The organism is Rummeliibacillus sp. TYF-LIM-RU47, assembly GCF_008638315.1.
Taxonomy (GTDB): domain Bacteria; phylum Bacillota; class Bacilli; order Bacillales_A; family Planococcaceae; genus Rummeliibacillus; species Rummeliibacillus stabekisii.
Map to the genome: position 1 here is coordinate 509671 of NZ_VVIR01000001.1, position 19850 is coordinate 529520.

Genomic DNA, 19850 nt, shown 5'->3' on the forward strand with positions numbered 1-19850 from the left:
AGGAGTGGAATAGATGTCAACAACTCAAGAAATCAAGGTAGAACAAGCAGCAATGAAACGAGATTTTTACCATTTAATCATTAACGGAGAGAAGGTAAAAAGCAGCAGTGATGAAACGATAAAAGTATACAATCCTGCAACCGGCAAATTGGTAGCTGAAGTAGCAAAAGCTTCAAAAGAGGATGCAGATCGAGCGGTATCTGCTGCACGTGAAGCATTTGATAACGGTAAATGGAAGAAGTACCCTGTTGGCCGCCGTGCACAAGTATTGAATAAGGTTGCTTCTATTATGCGTGCCCGTTTCAACGAACTAGTAGAACTAGAAATTCTTGATACAGGTAAGTCTATCCATGCTGCACAGGGACAGGTTATGCAAGCCATTGAAGATTTTGAATTCTACGCAGGCGCGATTGTCGGCCACCGCGGGACGGTTAATAATGTGCCTGGGCAATTCCATAACTATACAGAAAAAGAACCTGTCGGTGTTTGTGCCCAAATCACGCCATGGAATTACCCAATGATGATGGCTGCATGGAAAGTGGCACCGGCGATTGCTGTTGGCTGTTCCGTTATTGTTAAACCTGCTTCTCTTACGCCGCTTACAACGATTATCCTTGGCGAAATTTGCCTAGAAGCAGGTGTCCCTGCAGGCGTTGTGAATATTATTCCTGGTTCAGGTGCAGAAGTGGGCGATTATCTAGTGGGCCATCCACAAGTGGATAAAGTTGCATTCACAGGTTCTACGCCAATCGGTAAAGACATTATGGCCAAAGCATCGCAATCATTAAAGCGCGTGACACTTGAGCTTGGAGGCAAATCGCCTAATCTGGTCTTTAATGATGCAGACATTGATGCGGCAGTTGATGGATCATTGTTTGGTATTTTCTATAATAGCGGACAATCTTGCGAAGCGCGTTCACGCTTGTATGTGCAAGAAGATATATATGAGGAATTCATGAGCAAGTTCGTCCAAAAGGCAAAAGTTATTAAACTGGGTGATCCATTTGATAAAGGTACACATATGGGGGCAATCATCGACCAACGTCAACTTGACACAATTAACAGCTATGTAAAATCTGCGGTGGAAGATGGCGCAGAAATTCTTGCTGGTGGGAAAGTGGCGAAACCTGAAGGCTTTGAAAATGGCTTCTGGTATGAACCAACTGTAATTGCTAATGTGAACCATGATATGAAAGCAGTAAAAGAAGAAATCTTTGGACCTGTCGTTGTTGTCATGAAGTTTAAAGATGAAAAAGAAGCGATTAAGCTGGCAAATGATACCGAATATGGTCTAGGTTCTGCGATTTGGACAAAAGATGGAGCCAAAGCAACACGTGTAGCCAACGGAATTCAAGCAGGTATTGTCATGGTCAACTGTCCATTTTCTGCATTCCCGGGCACGCCTTTTGGCGGATACAAACAGTCAGGCTTTGGCCGCGAGTTAAGTATTGAGTCACTGGATCTCTATACAGAAACAAAGAGTATCCTATCTTACTATGGCAGCCGTCCCCTTAATCCATTAGGCGTTTAAACTATTTATTGAAGACGGACAGGTGATCACGATCTCTTGTCCGTTTTCCTGCATAAAGGAGGAGAAAAATATGATCAACCGCATTGGCGTCATTGGTTCAGGTGTCATGGGCAGAGGAATTGCCTATGTTGGAGCACTTGGCGGATACTCTGTCACAGTTGCAGATGTAAGCGAAGAGGCATTGCAGAATGCCAAAAAAGAGATTGAGATTATTTTTGAAAAAAACATCTCCCGCGGACACATCACTGTAGAGGTAGCAGAACAGGCTCGTGAAAATTTACGGTTTGAAACAGACTTAGCATTCGTCGCGGCAGGGGCTGATTTACTGATCGAAGCTGTACCAGAAGTAGCTGCTATTAAGAAACAAGTATTTGAAATGATGGAGGAGCATGCCCAAGAGCATTGCTACTTCGCAACAAATACTTCTACTATGAGCCCGACAGAAATTGCTTCTTACGCGAAACGTCCGGATAAAACGATTGCGATGCATTTTTTTAATCCTGTACATAAAATGCCTCTCGTTGAAATTATCCGCGGACTCGAAACAAGCGATGAAACAGCAGCTGTGATTAGAGCAGTCGCTGAAAGAATGGGTAAGGAGACCGTTGTCATTAATGAATTCCCTGGGTTTGTGACAAGTCGGATCAGTGCATTGGTCGGTAATGAGGCCTTCTATATGTTACAAGAAGGGCTCGGGACGCCTGAAGAGATTGATAAAGCGATTAAACTTGGATTGAATTATCCAATGGGTCCCTTTGAATTAGTTGATCTTGTGGGTCTTGATGTCCGTTTGAACAACTTAAAGTATTTGCATGAAAAGCTAGGTGAAAAATATCGGCCTGCACCACTTCTTGAACAGTATGTGAAAGCGGGCAGACTTGGCCGCAAAAGTGGAAGAGGCGTGTATGACTATACTGATCAAAAAGAGCTGATAAAAAAATGAGAGAAGTCGTTATTGTAGATGCAGTCCGTACGCCGATTGGCAGATATAAAGGTTCATTAAAGGATGTCAGACCGGATGATCTTGGAGCAGTTGTCATTAAAGCATTGCTTGAGCGAAACCCGACAATTCCTCCTGAACAGATTGAAGAAGTTGTATTAGGCAACGCGAACCAAGCTGGAGAAGACAACCGTAATGTGGCCAGAATGGCAGCCCTACTTGCAGGCCTTCCAGTAGAGGTCGGCGGCACCACGGTTAATCGCCTGTGCGGCTCAGGAATGGATGCTGTGATGTATGCTGCGCGAGCGATCGCAGTAGGTGAAGGAGATATCTTTATTGCAGGCGGTACAGAAAGCATGACACGAGCGCCGTTAGTCATGGCAAAGCCAAATCAAGAGTTCCCACGAGGAAATATGGAACTGCAAGATACAACAATCGGCTGGCGTTTTACAAATCCTGTTCTTCATGAAATGTATGGAACAGACTCGATGCCGAAAACGGCAGAAAATGTTGCGCAGCGTTACACCATTTCTCGTGAGGATCAAGATGCATTTGCCCATGAAAGTCAACAACGGGCCAAAAAAGCATTGGAAGAAAATCGTTTTACGGAAGAGATTGTTCCGGTTGTATATAAGGACCGCAAAGGAAGTGAAATGGTTGTTGACCGTGATGAACATCCGCGTCCAGAGACAACACTTGAAAAGCTTGGAAACCTAAAGCCCCTTTTTGAAGGTGGTACTGTGACAGCGGGAAATGCATCTGGAGTAAATGATGGGGCATCGGCATTGCTTCTTATGAGCGTGGAAAAAGCGAAAGAGCTGAATGTAAAGCCGCTAGCCAAATATATAACAGGAGCTACAGCAGGATTGGAACCGGCCGTTATGGGACTTGGTCCGATTTACGCAACTCGTAAAGCGCTTAAACGAGCAGACCTGACTGTAAATGATATCGGGCTTATCGAGTTGAACGAAGCTTTTGCTTCCCAGTCAATTGAATGCATTCGCCAGCTAGAATTAGATTCGAATAAAGTGAATGTCAACGGAGGAGCCATCGCTTTTGGCCATCCATTAGGTGCTAGTGGGGCGCGTATTTTGACAACACTTCTTTATGAGATGAAAAGGAGAAACGAAAAATTCGGATTGGCCACAATGTGTATTGGTGTGGGTCAAGGCATTGCCGCTATTGTAGAAAATTACAATGAATAAAGGTTGTAAATAGGCTGTCCCTTCAAGCACCCATGCTCTTTTATGTAAGAGCGTGGGCAAAAGACGGACAGTCTTTTTAATAGAAAGGAATGGTAGGATGTCGACTGTATTATATACGAAGAAAAATAATATTGCTTATGTAACTATTAATCGGGAAGAATCTCTTAATTGTTTTAACTATGAAACTCTTAAATGCTTACAAGCAGTCACAGATGAAATTTCGATTGACCCAGAGGTTAAAGTAGCCATATTTACTGGTGCCGGCAATAAAGCATTCAGCGCAGGTGCCGATTTAAAAGAGCGCAAACATTTAACCGAAACAGAAGTCCGACGAAATGTAAAAGCAATACGCGATGTATTCAACAGCATTGCGAGCCTCCCACAGCCAACGATTGCAGCAGTCAATGGCTATGCACTGGGCGGTGGATTTGAATTAATGATCGCCTGTGACTTCCCAATCGCAGTAGAAGATACGCAAATGGGTTTGACCGAAACAAGTTGGGCCATCATCCCAGGAGCCGGTGGAACACAACGCCTGCCTAGATTAGTAGGGGAAATGAAAGCGAAGGAACTCATTTTTACCGCCAAGAAATTTTCAGCACAAGAAGGATTGTCCATGGGCGTTGTATTGCAAGTAGTGAAGAAAGAGGAATTAATGAGTACCTGTGAACAATTGGCGGTAGATATGATGAAAAATGGTCCTGTTGCTTTAAAACAAGCCAAATATGCTATCACACAAGGAATGAACACAGACTTACAAACAGGTCTGGCTATTGAAGCTAAAGCTTATGAACTAACGATACCAACAACAGATCGCTTAGAAGCACTTCAGGCTTTTAGTGAAAAAAGGGAACCAGAGTATATCGGCAAGTAGGCATACTATCAAATTAACGTTATAATGAGAAAATAAAGAAATGTCGAAAAAAGAAGAAAGAGAGGAATGAAATGGCGAATACACAATCAATGATTTTCACCATCTATGGCGACTATATTCGTCATTATGGAAATAAAATATGGATCGGCAGTTTAATTCGTGTATTGAAAGAGTTTGGGCATAATGAGCAATCCGTTCGAGTTGCTGTCTCTCGAATGGTGAAGCAGGGCTGGATTGTATCCGAAAAAAAGGGGAACAAAAGCTATTATTACCTTACTCCACGGGGAGAAGCGCGTATGGAAGAAGCAGCTCACCGGATTTTCAAACTAAAGGCACATTCATGGGATGGCAAATGGCGCATGCTGATGTATACCATTCCAGAAGAAAAGCGGTTAATCCGTGATGAATTGCGCAAGGAGCTACTATGGAGTGGTTTCGGGAGCTTTTCAAGTGGCTGCTGGATTTCGCCAAACGATCTTGAAAAAGAAGTGAAGGCGCTAGTTGAAAAATATGAGATAAGCGAGTATGTTGATTTCTTTGTTTCAGCTTACAAGGGGCCAAATGAAGACCGTGCACTTGTCGAAAAAAGTTGGCCTCTACAAGAGATTGAAGGAAAGTATGAAGAGTTTATTGCAACATATAGCAAAAGATATATTATCCACCAAAGTGCTATGGCAACTGGGCAAATGACAGATGCGGAATGTTTTGTTGCGCGGGCGAACCTAGTGCATGAATACCGTAAATTTCTATTTACCGACCCGGGATTGCCAAAAGAGTTGTTACCTCCTTTGTGGAATGGTGACCATGCCTCACTTCTATTCAGCCAATACTATAAATTACTGGCAGAGCCAGCCAGCCGATTTTTTGAAGAAGTATTCAGTGAGGATAATGATATGCGTCGTAAAGACAAAACGTATAATGCAGCACATCATCCATATCTAGTCAATGAGAATCCAAAGTAAAACCCAGAAAACGAAAAGCTTTCTGGGTTTTCAATCTACTAGTATATAAAATATATCCAAGGCATCTTTTAACCCATTGGTTCATACTATTTACTACTAGCTGATAGTTAGATGTCTGTAGGGTGCTAACATAGTTTAATCTTGCTCTAAAGCTTTTCTAAAGTCATATCCTTTTTGCACATATGTATCAATAGACAACTGAATGAGTTCAAGGTCTTTGTCATTTAGTTCACGGACCACTTTACCAGGTGAGCCAATCACAAGAGAGCGAGGAGGAATTTTCTTGCCGCTTGGAATTAAAGTATTGGCACCAATGATGCACTCTTCGCCGATTTCTGTATTGTCTAGTATGGTGGATCCCATGCCAATGATGGAGCGTTTTCCCACCTTGCAGCCATGCAAAATAACATTATGGCCAACCGTTACTTCATCTTCCACGACAACCGGAGAACCTTCATACAAATGTATGGTTGAGTTATCTTGGATGCTGCATCGTTTACCTATTGTAATGGAGCCTTCGTCGCCGCGAAGCACAGCATTAAACCAAATGGTCGATTCTGAGCCGATATGGACATCTCCTATCAGTTGAGAGCCAGGTGCAATAAATACATTTTCTTCGAGCTGCGGATTTTTCCCGTTAAAAGCAATAATCATAGCATACCCTCCGTCAGTAATTTTCTAAATTGTTTTTCTATTTTATTTATTATAACATAATTTCAAAGGGAGGAGAAAAAATGATAGATGTTTGTGAATTTCTTCAAATAAACTATCCTATTATCCACGGGGGGATGGGCAATATTAGCAATGCCCAATTAACCGCTGCCGTTTCAGAAGCGGGAGGGCTTGGCACGATTGGGTGCGGTACTATGGATTCTGATGAGGTAGAAAAGATTATTCTAGAAACAAAACAGCTTACAGCTAAAAGCTTTGCGGTAAATATAGCAATAAGCGTATCACCTTATACAAAAGATCTTATTGATTTGGTTATCAAGCATAAAATTCCGTTTGTTTCACTATCAGCAGGTAATCCAGCACCACTCATTCCACTACTCCATGAACATGGAATCAAGGTAATTGCACTTGTAGCATCTGTTAAACATGCACAAAAAGCAGAGGCAGCTGGTGCGGATATCCTTGTAGCGGAAGGATTCGAAGCAGCAGGGATTAACTCTTCTCTTGAATTAACTACATTTACACTGATCCCACAGATTGTGGAGCATGTAAATGTACCGGTACTAGCTGCTGGTGGGATTGGGGATGGTAGAGGTCTGGCAGCAGCTCTTATGCTTGGCGCAAGCGGCGTACAAATAGGGACAAGGCTGATTGCAACAAAAGAGGCGCCATTCCATGAAGCGTACAAGAATCATCTTGTCCAAGCAGAGGATACAGAAACGATGATTTTGGGTCGCAGTGTTGGCAGGGTCAGACGGATTTTAAAAAATCCTTATGCAAAGCGCTTACACGAGCAGGAACAAGAGGGAATGACGTTAGATCAGTATACAGAATGGACTTCGGAAGATAAACATATACAAGGCGCGTTGAAAGGCGATATGGAAAATGGCTTTATTAACAGCGGCCAAATTGCAGGACTAATAGATGATGTACCGACTGTGAAGGAATTGTTCGAAAGAATGATGGAATCAGCAGATGAGCAGCTTAATTTTGCAGCACAAGAAGTGAAAGAAATCCGATTTCGTGCGGCGAAACAAGGAGCAACTGTTATCCTTGGAGAAAAGGATATATAGTAATAACGAATCCTTACAAGGGGCTTTGAGCAATGCAAATATTCCTTGTAAGGAACGAATTTTGGTGTATATAGGTGATAGAATTTTCAGAAAATAATATTGATTTTCATATAACGGGTTGATAAAATGAAGTTGGAAAAACGTTATACCAATTGAGGGGATTAAAAGAGATAAGTGTAAGCGTTTTCCTGTCTAATAAATATGAAGGGGTGGAGTATTGGAACAGAAAGAACAATGGTCATCGAAGCTGGGGTTCATTCTCGCAGCTGCTGGTTCTGCAATTGGGCTCGGCGCCATCTGGAAGTTTCCTTATGTAGCGGGTACAAGCGGGGGAGGAATTTTTCTACTCATTTTTATTCTTTTTACACTGCTTGTAGGTTTGCCGCTTTTAATTGGAGAGTTCATTATCGGAAGAAGTACGCAAAAAGATGCAATAGAATCATATAAGGAACTAGCGCCAAACTCTTCATGGCATTTTATTGGAAGGCTTGGCATTTTTACATGCTTTATCTTGCTATCATTTTATAGTGTAGTAGGCGGATGGATCTTAATTTATATTTATAAAGGTTTTACGGGGGCCTTAAATGGTCTGACAGAAGTCCAATATGGGACTTTATTTGGCGAAACGATATCCAGTCCATTCCTATCTATTTTCGGTCAATTTTTGTTTATGGCCATCACGATTTATGTGGTTTCACGGGGGGTAACAGCTGGTATTGAAAAGGCAAGCCAATTTATGATGCCGGCATTGTTTATTTTATTCCTGCTTATTATTATTCGTTCTCTAACCCTAGAAGGATCAATGAAAGGACTTGAATTTTTTCTTAATCCTGATTTATCAAAGATTACTTCGGATACAATCTTATTTGCCATGGGGCAGTCATTCTTTACCTTGAGTGTTGGGGTATCCGTCATGGTCACATACAGCTCCTATTTATCTAAGAAGGAAAGTATCCCACAATCCGCTATTTCCATCGTTGTCATGAACATTCTTGTGGCAGTGTTAGCTGGATTGGCTATTTTCCCTGCTGTTTTCTCGTTTGGTCTGAAACCAGATGCAGGGCCAGTATTGCTATTTAATGTGCTGCCAACAGTCTTTAACCAAATCCCATTTGGCATCGTCTTTTTACTTGCCTTTTTAATTCTATTTTTATTTGCCGCATTAACTTCTGCTTTTTCTATGCTAGAGATTATTGTGGCCGTACTAGCAAAGGGCGATGACAGCAAACGGATGAAATATTCATGGATCATCGGTCTTCTTATTTTTGTTGTAGGCGTACCTTCTGCGCTGTCATACGGTGTGTGGAGCGACGTATTGATTTTCAAAAAGTCTATTTTTGACGCGGCTGATTATCTTGTAAGTAATTTGCTTCTGCCGCTTGGGGCTTTGTTGATCGCCATTTTCGTTCCGATGAAAATTTCAAAAGAAAGATTAGTAGAAGAGATTTCTTCTGGCTCATCTGTTGGAAAGAAAATTTTTGCTACATGGTTCCTATTGATTAAATACCTTGTGCCTGTTGTGATTGTGATTGTTTACTTGGATGTTCTTGGCGTCTTCGACTATTTTTTAAAATAGAGTAGAAGAAAGCTATAGCGTAAAATAAAACGTTTGAGGGTGATAACATGGACGTGACAGATATTCAACTTTTGAAAATTCTTCAGGAAGATGGACGAATTACACTAAGCGATTTATCAAAAAAACTCTCCCTCAGCAGGCCAAGTGTAGCCGAACGTTTTACAAGGTTAACTGAAAAAGGAACGATCGACAAAATTGGAGCAAGAGTATTGCCTAATGCAGTAGGTCGAAACCTGCTTTTATTCATTCAGGTGAGTGAAGTAAAGGTTCTTTATGATGATTTTGAAGAAATGACTCGAAACCATCCCGATATCATTGAATGTCACCGTTTAACTGGCACTGTGAACTATTTATTGAAGGCAGCAGTCAATGATGTGGACCATTTAAATAAGCTTATTGATTATTTAATTCACTACGGTATTATTCATACCTCGATCGTGCTAAAATCACCTGTTTCGGAAAAAATAGTTTTGCCATCAGCTATTGAGCAAGAATGGCCGTGAGCCTTTAAAATAAAAGAATAATAGACTTTCATTCGCGACCTCTTTCACTTTGGAAAGGGGTTTTTTTCTGCAGTAAAAGGAATTTACAAATCGGAGTAATTGATCAATAAATATATTCATAATGTTAATTAATTTCAGAAAATTAGATCAGTTTGATATATATTTGTACACTCTAACCTTTTATAATTAAAGTTACATTTATTTATCTTCATTAGCACTATTTTGAAAGGGCTTACAGTGGAGAAGAGACGTCAACTATTCAATGAAAGCGGGGATAAAAATGAATCTGGTAGAAAAGAAATCAATAACAGAAGAATTTACGCTTTTTGAAAAAATGTCTAAACATGAACAAGTGGTCTTTTGCAACGATCCGTCATCGGGCTTGAAGGCAATTATTGCCATTCATAATACAACGCTTGGACCTGCGCTTGGCGGGTGCCGTATGCAGCCATATAACAGTGTGGAAGAAGCACTTGAAGATGCCCTGCGCCTCTCGAAAGGCATGAGTTATAAATGTGCTGCCTCAGACGTTGATTTTGGTGGAGGAAAAGCTGTTATCATCGGGGATCCGTTAAAAGATAAATCACCTGAATTGTTCAGAGCTTTTGGCCAGTTTGTTGAATCGCTGGGTGGCCGTTTTTATACGGGGACAGATATGGGCACAAATATGGAAGATTTCATTCATGCCATGAAAGAGACCAATTGTATCGTTGGTGTACCGGAAGCCTATGGAGGCGGAGGAGATTCTTCTATTCCGACTGCTATGGGTGTTCTTTATGGCATCAAAGCAACAAATAGAACGCTCTTTGGTAGAGACAGTCTTGGCGGCCATACATATGCCGTTCAAGGCCTAGGAAAAGTTGGCTTTAAAGTAGCAGAAGGTTTATTGGAAGAAGGCGCTCATTTGATTGTGACAGATATTAACGAACAAAGCTTACAGGCGATACAAGAAAAAGCAGAAGCTACGCTAGGTTCAGTTTCTATTGTGGCTAGCCATGAAATATATACACAAGAAGCAGATGTTTTTGTTCCTTGTGCCTTTGGTGGAGTTATTAACGATGAAACCATCGCACAGTTGAAAGTAAAAGCAATCGCTGGTTCAGCCAATAATCAACTTCTTACTGAAGAACATGGAAGACAGCTTACTGAAAAGGGCATTCTATATGCACCGGATTACATTATCAACTCGGGTGGTCTCATTCAAGTAGCGGATGAATTATACGGTGTGAATAAAGAACGTGTACTTGCAAAAACAAAACATATTTATGATGCCATTCTTGAAGTATACCAGCAAGCAAGACTGGACAGCATCACTACCATGGAAGCAGCAAACCGAATGTGTGAGCAACGCATGGCATCCAGAGGAAAGCGAAACAGCTTCTTCACTTCTTCTATCAAGCCAAAATGGGCGATTCGTAAATAATTGTGTGTGAGGAGGGTACTATGGAGACTCAATTTCCGATCAAAAGAATCATAGATGATGAAGGAAACGTAGTGGACGCTTCCTATCGTGAACAATTGCATGAAGAGCTAGCAAAAGAGTTGTATTACCATATGAAGCGGGTTCGGGCCTTTGATAGAAAAGCGATCAGCTTGCAGCGGCAAGGACGCCTTGGCACATATGCACCAATGGAGGGGCAGGAAGCTTCACAGGTGGGCAGTGCACTAGCGCTGGGGCAGGATGATTGGATGTTTCCAACATACCGCGACCACGGTGCAAAGCTTACATTTGGCTCCCCTATGGTTGAGACCTATCTTTACTGGAATGGAAGAGCAGAGGGATGTATTCCGCCTGTAGGTAAAAATATTTTTCCGCCTGCTGTGCCGATTGCTACACAATTGCCGCATGCAGCAGGAGCAGCTTGGGCGGAAATGCGTAAAGGGACGCGGAATGCAGCCATTGCCTACTTTGGAGATGGAGCAACATCTGAAGGAGATTTCCATGAAGGATTAAATTTCGCCAGTGTATTAAAAGCACCTGTCTTATTTTTTAATCAGAATAACCGATATGCCATATCGGTTCCGATTGAAAAGCAAATGAATTCCGAAACGATAGCTCAAAAGTCTGTCGCATATGGCATGCCAGGAGTACGCATTGACGGAAACGACTGTTTCTCTGTTTACTTTGAGGCTAAAAAGGCCTTAGAAGATGCTAGAAATGGCAAAGGACCGACGCTTATTGAAGCGGTGACTTGGCGTACTGGTGCCCATACAACTGCAGATGATCCGTCAAAATATCGTCCGGAAGACCAAGGGAAAGAGATAGTAGATCCATTAGTGCGACTTGAGCGTTTTATGAAGAAAAACAGCTGCTGGGATGAGGCTTGGATTGTTGAGATAGAAGCATTAATCAAAGCAGAAGTAGAGACAGCTGTTGAAGAGATGGAAAGCTATCCAAAAGCAAACGTGGAAGATTTGTTTGACCATGTTTTCGCTGAAATGCCGACACAACTGGCTGAGCAAAAAGAATCCTATCTTGCACATTTGAAGAGGGGGTAATGGGCTTTGGAAATGAAAGTTAAGGATATACAACGAGAAAATACGACAACACAGCTTTTGACGATAGTAGGAGCTGTCAATGATGCGATGAAAACGCTGCTTGAAAGCGATGAAAGTGTCATGATTCTTGGTGAGGATATTGGAAAGAATGGCGGAGTTTTTCGTGCGACGGAAGGGCTTCAAGAGAAATTTGGTACTGATCGTGTTGTTGATACACCCCTCTCAGAAGCTGGAATTATAGGTACATCCATCGGCCTTGCAGTCAATGGATTTAAACCTATTGCGGAAATTCAATTTTTAGGCTTCATTTATCCAGCTTACGAACAAATTATGACACATGTCTCACGGCTTCGGATGAGAACCATGGGGCATTATACTGTGCCGATGGTTATCCGAGCCCCATACGGCGCAGGAATCCGTTCACCTGAAATTCATTCTGATAGCACAGAATCCCTGTTCACACATATGCCAGGAATAAAGGTTGTTTGCCCATCTACTCCCTATGATGCAAAAGGGCTGCTGATCGCGGCAATGGAAGACCCAGACCCGGTATTAATGCTTGAGCCAATGAAGAGCTATCGTGCGAAAAGAGAAGAAGTGCCGGTTGGAAAATATACAGTTGAGATTGGCAAAGGGAAAAGGGTGAAAGAAGGTACAGATGTCACTCTGATTGCCTGGGGAGCTATGATGACCATTGTAGAAAAGGCGGCGCAGCAAGCCGAGAAAAAAGGAATCAGCTGTGACATTATTGATTTGAGAACACTCTATCCAATCGATCGAGAAATCATTGCGGAATCTGTACAAAAAACAGGGAGAGCTGTTATTGTTCATGAAGCGCATTTAACTGGCGGTCTTGGCAATGACATTATCTCTATTATTAACGATACATCTTTCTTATATTTGCGGGCGCCTATTGAGCGTGTTACAGGCTTTGATGTGCCAGTGCCTTTCTTTGCATTAGAGGAAGACTTTCTTCCAACGCCAGCACGTGTATTAGAAAGTATTGAAAAGGCTGTTCATTTCTAATCGTGTGGCTGAAGGCGCCAATTCCTGGCGTCTTCTATTTTTCTATAAAGAGAATAAATGCATTGTGATTTTTGAAATGGGGGAACGTCTATGCTAGAGGTAAAACTTCATGATATCGGAGAAGGAATGACAGAAGGTGAAATTATTCATTACCTTGTTAAACCAGGAGATCGGGTGATAGCTGACCAGCCGCTTGTAGAAGTGCAGACGGATAAGATGGTGGCAGAATTGCCCTCACCTGGAGCCGGTACAATAAAAGAAATTATTATTAATGCAGGAACAACCGTAGCTGTAGGTACGACGCTGCTTTACATTGAAGGAGAAGGAAGCATAGAACCTGTTAGTGAAGGAAAGGCATCTGAAACTCCTAAAGAAGAAGTTCCGGTGCTATTAAAGGAGAAAAATGAGTTTGTTTCTTCGTTTAATCGCGTATTAGCTACTCCCTATACACGCAAAATTGCACGCGATCACCATATCAATATTGAAGATGTTACACCATCGGATCCCTCTGGAAGGGTAACAGAAGAAGATGTTTACCGGTTTATGAAAAGAGAACAGTTAGCAGAGAATGAAGCTGTATCGACTATTGTAGAGCCAGAAATCCTGGCAAAGCCAATATCGCCTGATGAAATTCCGTTCCGGGGTATACGCAAACAAATCGCGAAGAAAATGACAAAATCCCTCTTTACGATTCCACATGTGACCCATTTTGACGAAGTCAATATGACAAATCTTCTGAAGTTGCGGGAGGAATTAAAGAAGGAAGGCGTTCATGTATCGGTGCCTGCTTTCTTCATGAAAGCCCTGGTATTTGCTTTGAAAGATTTCCCTGTATTTAATGCGGAACTCGATGAAGAAAACGATAGAATACTGCTGAAAAAAGAGTACCATCTCGGTATGGCGGTAGATACAAAAGAAGGCTTAATTGTGCCAGTTATTCACCATGCTGATAAGAAATCAATACAACAGATTTATGATGAGATGAAATGCTTAAATGAAAAGGCGAGAGACGGTAAGCTTGCGGCTGCTGATATTCAAAACAGCACATTTACTGTCAGCAATGTGGGGCCGCTTGGAAGTACAGGAGCAACACCAATCATCAACTATCCGGAAACAGCACTGATCGCTTTCCATAAAACAAAAAAAGTGCCAATCGTGACGGAGAATGACGAGATTGTTATTGGACATATGATGACATTGTCCATGTCTTTTGATCACCGTGTTGCGGATGGTGCTACTGCGGTTGCATTTACAAATCGTTTTGCTAGTTTAATTGAGCAGCCAAACAAATTGATGCTGGAGATGATATAGATGGTCGTTGGAGATATCAGTCAAGAAAGAGATTTGGTCATTCTCGGTGGCGGCCCTGGCGGATATAGTGCTGCCATTCGTGCTGCGCAGCTTGGTTTATCCGTATCGTTGATAGAGCAAGAAAAACTTGGCGGCGTTTGTTTGAATAGGGGCTGCATTCCGTCTAAAGTGTTTACATATGCTGCGAAAAAACAGTCAGAAACTGGGCATATGAAAGAGCTAGGTCTTTTCGTTGGGGAAACATCATTTAACCTAAACAAGCTGCTTTCTTATAAATCGAAAGTAATTGAACAACTCAGAAGTGGTGTAGAAACACTTTGCAAAGCCAATAAAGTAGAGATAATTAAAGGGAAGGCAGGACTGATTGGAGAAGATCGGATTGGTGTTGAAAATGGCCACCAATTTGATATTTATACGTTCAAGCAAGCAATTATCGCTACAGGTAGTAGCCCTGTGTTGCCAGAGGGATGTCCAAAAAACAATAAGCGTATGCTACTTTCTCATGAAATATTTGATTTGCGGGAGTTGCCCGAGCATTTAATCGTTTATGGCCATGATTATATATCGCTAGAAGTGGCTTCAAGCTTTCATGCATTAGGGGCTCAAGTGACAATTCTATTGGAAGGCACAGATGATTTTTTATTTGATAGTTCTATCACTAAGGAATTGAACCGGTTACTTAAGAAAAAGAAGATAAAGATCTACAAAGAAGCCAAGATTTTGTCAGTCGAGGAAACAGAAGCAGGTATCGATGTAAGGTTTAGAACGCAAGGAAAAGAAGAGGATGTTTCAGGTACACATTTGTTCGCAGCAGGGAACAGGAAGCCGAATGTAGAGGATCTAGGGCTACAACGATTTGGTATCGAGCAGAATGAAGATGGGTTTATAAAGATTGATCGAAATATGAGGACAACAGTTCCCTCTATTTACGCGATCGGGGATGTGACGGAAGGTCCGCTTCTCGCAGTAAAGGCAATTAAGCAAGGCAAAGCCGCAGTAGAATCGATTGCTGGTGGCAATCCGGAGGTAGATTTAGAATTCCTACCAACCATTGTTCATTCCATTCCGCCAATTGCTTCAGTTGGTTTGACTGAACAGCAAGCCCAAAATCTCGGAATCGATCTTCGTGTAAACCAATTTGCATTGGGGAGTAATGGCTATGCTATGATTACTGGCAATAAAGATGGCTTTATTAAAGTAGTGACAGATGCTTCAAATGACTTTATTTTAGGCATTCATATGATAGGAGAAGGAGCGGTTGAGCTATCAAGCACATTTGTTCAACTATTGGAAATGGCAGCGAAAGAAGAGGATGCAAAATTTCCGGCCTTTGCCCACCCTAGTATGAATGAAGCCCTGTTAGAAAGTGTGGAAGGGCTTATTGGCCAGGCAATCCATACTGTACCAAAGGGAAAAAGGCAAAAGGAAAGTTCCTTGAGCTTTATTAGGTAAAAGATTTTCCACAGAGGGCAAATTTCATTTGACAGAATTTTGCTCTTTGGTTTAAGATAATTGTAATTCAAACGGACGAGAGGGTGACCCAACTAAATGATTTACTAATCCTATGATTGAAAACACACAAATGAAGGTTTTAAGTAGGCGGACACCGCTTCTTTTTGATGCCTTCAATTGTCATTTTCAGAATAGGATTGTATTTCTATAGTTGGATTGAATGGTCTTTTTATAGGCTTATTTAATGATCCTCTATTTATGAATGCCTCCTATTCTGCATAAAATAGGAGGCATTTTCTGTCTCCAAAAGGAGATGAATTTATGCAGGTATTAAAAGCGGGACAAATAAAACATTATGTAAAAGATCGTTTGTTGTTGGATATTACAGAACTCGAGGTGCAACAGCATGAACGGATTGGGCTGGTTGGACCGAATGGAAGTGGAAAGACGACACTATTACAGATTTTGGCTCAGAAAATAACGCCTGATAATGGGTTTGTGCATCAATATGTAGAGTGTGAATATATTCCTCAATTAAAGGTTGATATAACAACCAAAAGTGGTGGAGAAGTCACACAAGAATATATTCAAAAAAGCCTCAATCAAAATTCAGGATTACTGCTATTAGATGAACCGACTACTCATTTAGACCTTTCTCATATCAACTGGTTGGAAAAAAGTGTGAAAAGCTGGCAAGGAGCATTTATTTTAGTATCACATGACCGGACATTTTTGGATGCTCTCTGCACGAGTATATGGGAAATAAGAGATGGCCATCTGACAAAATATAAAGGCAATTATAGTGAATATGTAAAACAAAAAGAAGTGGAAAAGAATCAAGAGCAAGCGGCATATGAAAAGTATGTGAAAGAAAAGAAACAGCTTGAAGAAGCTTTAATATTAAAAGAGGAAAAAGCAAAAAGAGCCACAAAAAAACCGAAAAAGCTGAGCTCCTCAGAAGCTAGAATTACTGGAACAAAACCATACTTTGCAAAAAAACAAAAAAAGTTATATCAATCTGCTAAAGCCATTGAAACGAGAATAGAAAACCTTGAAAAAGTGGAAAAGAGCAAAGAGCGTGCCCCTATTAAGATGGATTTACCTCATGCAGATTTAGTGAATGGACGTATTGTTTTTCGATTTGAAAATGTGGAAGGGTCTTTTGGGGAAAGAAAGCTATGGAAGAAAGCAAGCTTCTTCATACGAGGCGGCGATAAATTAGCAATAATCGGAGCAAATGGAACAGGGAAAACAACACTCCTTAAAAAAATAATGGCAAGAGATGCAGGCATTTCGATTTCTCCCTCTATTCAAATGGGCTATTTCAGTCAGAAACTTGATATATTAGACACTGAAAAAACAATCTTAGAAAACGTGCAATCTACCTCAAAAAGAGGGGAAGACTTAATCCGTACAGTTCTTGCTCGCTTGCATTTCTATCATGATGATGTGTATAAACCTGTTGGTGTATTAAGCGGGGGTGAACGAGTAAAAGTAGCGTTCGCCAAATTATTTGTCAGTGACCTAAATACATTAGTGCTAGATGAGCCGACCAATTTCTTAGATACCGAAGCAGTAGAAGCTTTAGAATCACTCCTGCAAGATTATGAAGGCACAATTATTTTTGTATCGCATGACCGTCAATTTATTGAAAAGATTGCTACTCGAATACTGGAGATTAAGAAGCAGAAGGTCCATATTTTCGAAGGTAGTTATACGCAATATGTACAGCAACAAAAGCCTAAAAAAGATAATTCTAAGTCTGACCAGCTTCTCTTATTAGAGACAAAAATAACAGAAGTGCTCAGCCGCCTAAGTATTGAACCGTCTAGTGAATTAGAGTTGGAATTTCAAAGGCTCCTGAAAGAAAAAAGGGAATTAAAATAGCTCCGTAATTGGAAGTCAGAAGAAAAAGTTACTATCAATCCTAACAAATTTTATAAAATATGTTTTAAGCCTGCGACAGCGGGTATATATAGAATACAAGGGAAAAACAATACTACAACGAAAGGGACTGATAGACATGAAGTGTTTAACAGCGACTGCAGAAGATGTATTGGAAAACACCTTGTACGGGGAATTTAGTTTTCGGGCGAAAGGAACACTCGTCCTGAACCGTTATATTTAGCGCTAGAATTTTTTTCTAGTAATTTCCCTTGAATCCCGCAACTAGTGGGATGAAAAAGGCGCTACTCAATAGAGTAGCGTCTTTTTCGTGTGTGTTGATATTTAAAAGTTATAAATCAATGATAAATTAGATTTTGAACTGGTTCACATGTTCTTGCAACTCTTCCGCCATCTTAGATAGCGCCAAAGCAGAAGAAGAAATTTCCTCCATTGATGCCAGTTGCTCTTCAGAAGCAGCAGCCACGTGTTGAGTATTTGTCGCGGAAGTTTGTGCTATTTGAGCAATATCTTCCATAGTGGCGTTGATCTGTTCAGCGCCTGCTGACATTTCTTCAGAGATAGCTGTAGACTCTTCTATTTTGGAAGAAACTTGTTCTATTAATTTCACAATCTCTTTAAAGCCAGTTTCAGCTTCATGTACGACAGTCATGCCGACTTGCACTTCATGTGTTCCTTGTGTCATAACATCTACTGCACGTGCCGTATCATTTTGAATTTTGCTGATCAATTGAGCGATTTGGTCAGCAGATTGCTTGGATTGTTCAGCTAATTTGCGTACTTCGGCAGCGACTACTGCGAACCCTTTGCCATGTTCGCCAGCTCGAGCTGATTCAATCGCAGCGTTTAGTGCCAACAAATTTGTTTGATCGGCGATTGAAGTTATCACCTCAATAATATGGCCGATTTCTTCAGAATGGCTGCCCAAGTTTTTGACGACTCTAGCAGAATCATCTACTACATCTGTAATGGTGTTCATTTGGGAAATCACTTTTTTCAATGAGTCATGGCCATTATTAGCTTCTTTTAATGTATCGCTTGATAGTTCAGAAACTTGTGCTGAAGATTCGGCTACTTGTTGAATACCTACTGTCATTTCATTCATTGCACTAGAGCTTTCCATTGCACCTTGGCCTTGCAATTCTGCACCGCTAGAAATTTCATGGATGCTCGTTGCAATTTGGTTTGTCGCCAGTGAAGTTTGTTCAGCGCTAGCAGTTAATTCTTCTGCTGAAGAAGCAACTTGGACTGCATTATTGTTTACTTTATGAATTAAACTACGAAGGTTATCAGTCATCAAATTGAATGATTGAGCTAAATCACCAATTTCATCTTTATTTTTTACTTGAATAGGCTCAACAGTTAAATCACCGTCTGAAACGCGCGAGGTTGATTGTGCAATGGCGATGAGCGGCTTAGATATAAGACGGCCGATGAACCATGCAATGGTAATGGAGATTATAACCGCAATGATGCCGATGATAATTAACACGTTCATTGTATGTTTTACTGTGTCTGATGTTTCTTTGTTACCTTTGTCCAAAATATCATTTTGATAATCAGACAGTTTTTTTGATTGCTCATTAATACGGGTTACAATATCTTTTCCTTTTGAAGTCATCAAAAGATTTGCTTCTTCTGTTTTCTTTTGTTTTTGAAGTGCAATGACTTGCTCAGAGAGTTGATTATATTCATCTTCAATACTATTTAAATCACTTAACATTTTCTTTGCTTCAGCGATCTTAAACCTACTTTGTAGATTATTGTACTTATTTTTAAAATCCTCGCGTGATTGTGTATATTCTTGTAAAGCCTGATCAGTTCCTAAAAGTAAGTAGCCTCTTAAACTAGACATTTCTTGCTTCACGGCAACCTGTAAATCCTTAATATCTACCGCTTTTTGTGCTTTGTCTTGCAAGAGGAAGCTATAACTATCGTTCACTGAACGAAGTTGGGAAAAGCTTATTGCAACCATAGCAATTAAGATCGCAATTACTACTCCGAAACCACCGAGAAGTTTTCGGTTAATGGTCCATTTCATTTTCATCATCCTTTTCTACTATGCTTTATAGCATATAATTTTAATTCTATTGGGAATTTGTTGTTTCTTTAAAACATCAAATCTTTTGACCTATATTATGCTTTATTTTGCTATGTACAAAGGTATTTATGTTTTGTAAATACTCTTTTTTCAATGAGAAAAGCATTTTTATATAGTTATTAAGTCAAATTGCCCAGCAACTTTTCTATTATAATAACATGTTATTAAATTTACAATATTTTTAAATTGAAACCTAAAATTTTTATTCTTTGGAATGTTT

Annotated in this window: 16 protein-coding genes; 14 read left to right on the plus strand and 2 right to left on the minus strand. The window is 40.7% G+C overall.

All coding sequences use genetic code 11. The features are described 5' to 3' along the window. Nucleotides 1-13 precede the first annotated feature (13 nt). The 5 genes from F0527_RS02430 to paaX all read left to right on the plus strand — a co-directional run bounded on the left by F0527_RS02430 (nt 14) and on the right by paaX (nt 5512). On the plus strand, nt 14-1531 hold the full coding sequence (locus F0527_RS02430; protein WP_150283688.1) for an aldehyde dehydrogenase family protein: 1518 nt from the start codon (nt 14-16) through the stop codon (nt 1529-1531). Between the two features lie 70 nt (nt 1532-1601). After that, a complete protein-coding gene (locus tag F0527_RS02435) occupies nt 1602-2474 on the plus strand; it encodes a 3-hydroxyacyl-CoA dehydrogenase (protein ID WP_150283689.1) in 873 nt (290 codons plus the stop codon). Next, on the plus strand, nt 2471-3676 hold the full coding sequence (locus F0527_RS02440; RefSeq protein ID WP_150283690.1) for a thiolase family protein: 1206 nt from the start codon (nt 2471-2473) through the stop codon (nt 3674-3676). The genes F0527_RS02435 and F0527_RS02440 overlap by 4 nt, the downstream gene beginning before the upstream one ends. A 97-nt stretch (nt 3677-3773) precedes the next feature. Beyond that, nucleotides 3774-4550 (plus strand): enoyl-CoA hydratase-related protein, encoded by a 777-nt coding sequence (locus F0527_RS02445; RefSeq protein ID WP_150283691.1) that lies wholly within the window; start codon nt 3774-3776, stop codon nt 4548-4550. A 71-nt stretch (nt 4551-4621) separates the two neighbouring features. Next, complete coding sequence (gene paaX / locus F0527_RS02450; RefSeq protein ID WP_150283692.1) at nt 4622-5512, plus strand: phenylacetic acid degradation operon negative regulatory protein PaaX; 891 nt, start codon at nt 4622-4624, stop codon at nt 5510-5512. Between the two features lie 135 nt (nt 5513-5647). Here the strand turns inward: paaX and F0527_RS02455 are convergent, their stop codons facing one another. Next, nucleotides 5648-6166, minus strand: a complete 519-nt coding sequence (locus F0527_RS02455) for a gamma carbonic anhydrase family protein (protein ID WP_150283693.1) — start codon at nt 6164-6166, stop codon at nt 5648-5650. A gap of 80 nt (nt 6167-6246) precedes the next feature. Between F0527_RS02455 and F0527_RS02460 the strand changes: the two genes are divergently transcribed. From F0527_RS02460 to F0527_RS02500, 9 genes are all read left to right on the plus strand, one after another. Next, the gene (locus F0527_RS02460) at nt 6247-7257 is read left to right on the plus strand and encodes an NAD(P)H-dependent flavin oxidoreductase (protein ID WP_150283694.1); all 1011 of its coding nucleotides are present in this window, start codon (nt 6247-6249) and stop codon (nt 7255-7257) included. Between the two features lie 217 nt (nt 7258-7474). Next, complete coding sequence (locus F0527_RS02465; RefSeq protein ID WP_150283695.1) at nt 7475-8833, plus strand: sodium-dependent transporter; 1359 nt, start codon at nt 7475-7477, stop codon at nt 8831-8833. A 47-nt stretch (nt 8834-8880) separates the two neighbouring features. After that, the gene (locus tag F0527_RS02470) at nt 8881-9336 is read left to right on the plus strand and encodes an Lrp/AsnC family transcriptional regulator (protein ID WP_066784673.1); all 456 of its coding nucleotides are present in this window, start codon (nt 8881-8883) and stop codon (nt 9334-9336) included. Between the two features lie 280 nt (nt 9337-9616). Further along, on the plus strand, nt 9617-10759 hold the full coding sequence (locus tag F0527_RS02475; protein WP_150283696.1) for a Leu/Phe/Val dehydrogenase: 1143 nt from the start codon (nt 9617-9619) through the stop codon (nt 10757-10759). 20 nt (nt 10760-10779) lie between these two features. Further along, the gene (gene pdhA / locus F0527_RS02480; protein WP_150283697.1) at nt 10780-11835 is read left to right on the plus strand and encodes a pyruvate dehydrogenase (acetyl-transferring) E1 component subunit alpha; all 1056 of its coding nucleotides are present in this window, start codon (nt 10780-10782) and stop codon (nt 11833-11835) included. A 12-nt stretch (nt 11836-11847) separates the two neighbouring features. Then, the gene (locus tag F0527_RS02485) at nt 11848-12861 is read left to right on the plus strand and encodes an alpha-ketoacid dehydrogenase subunit beta (protein WP_150284895.1); all 1014 of its coding nucleotides are present in this window, start codon (nt 11848-11850) and stop codon (nt 12859-12861) included. 90 nt (nt 12862-12951) lie between these two features. After that, nucleotides 12952-14172 carry a dihydrolipoamide acetyltransferase family protein gene (locus F0527_RS02490; protein ID WP_150283698.1) on the plus strand — a complete coding sequence of 407 codons (1221 nt, stop codon included), beginning with the start codon at nt 12952-12954 and terminating at the stop codon, nt 14170-14172. Beyond that, nucleotides 14173-15624 carry a dihydrolipoyl dehydrogenase gene (lpdA, locus tag F0527_RS02495; RefSeq protein ID WP_150283699.1) on the plus strand — a complete coding sequence of 484 codons (1452 nt, stop codon included), beginning with the start codon at nt 14173-14175 and terminating at the stop codon, nt 15622-15624. It begins immediately after the preceding gene. Nucleotides 15625-15945: 321 nt separating this feature from the next. Next, entirely contained in the window at nt 15946-17511 is a 1566-nt protein-coding gene (locus tag F0527_RS02500) for a Vga family ABC-F type ribosomal protection protein (RefSeq protein WP_150283700.1), read from the plus strand. A 367-nt stretch (nt 17512-17878) separates the two neighbouring features. On the opposite strand, the gene F0527_RS02505 is transcribed toward F0527_RS02500, so the two are convergent. After that, nucleotides 17879-19570, minus strand: coding sequence for a methyl-accepting chemotaxis protein (locus tag F0527_RS02505; protein ID WP_150283701.1), 1692 nt, complete (start codon nt 19568-19570; stop codon nt 17879-17881). Between the last annotated feature and the right edge of the window lie 280 nt (nt 19571-19850).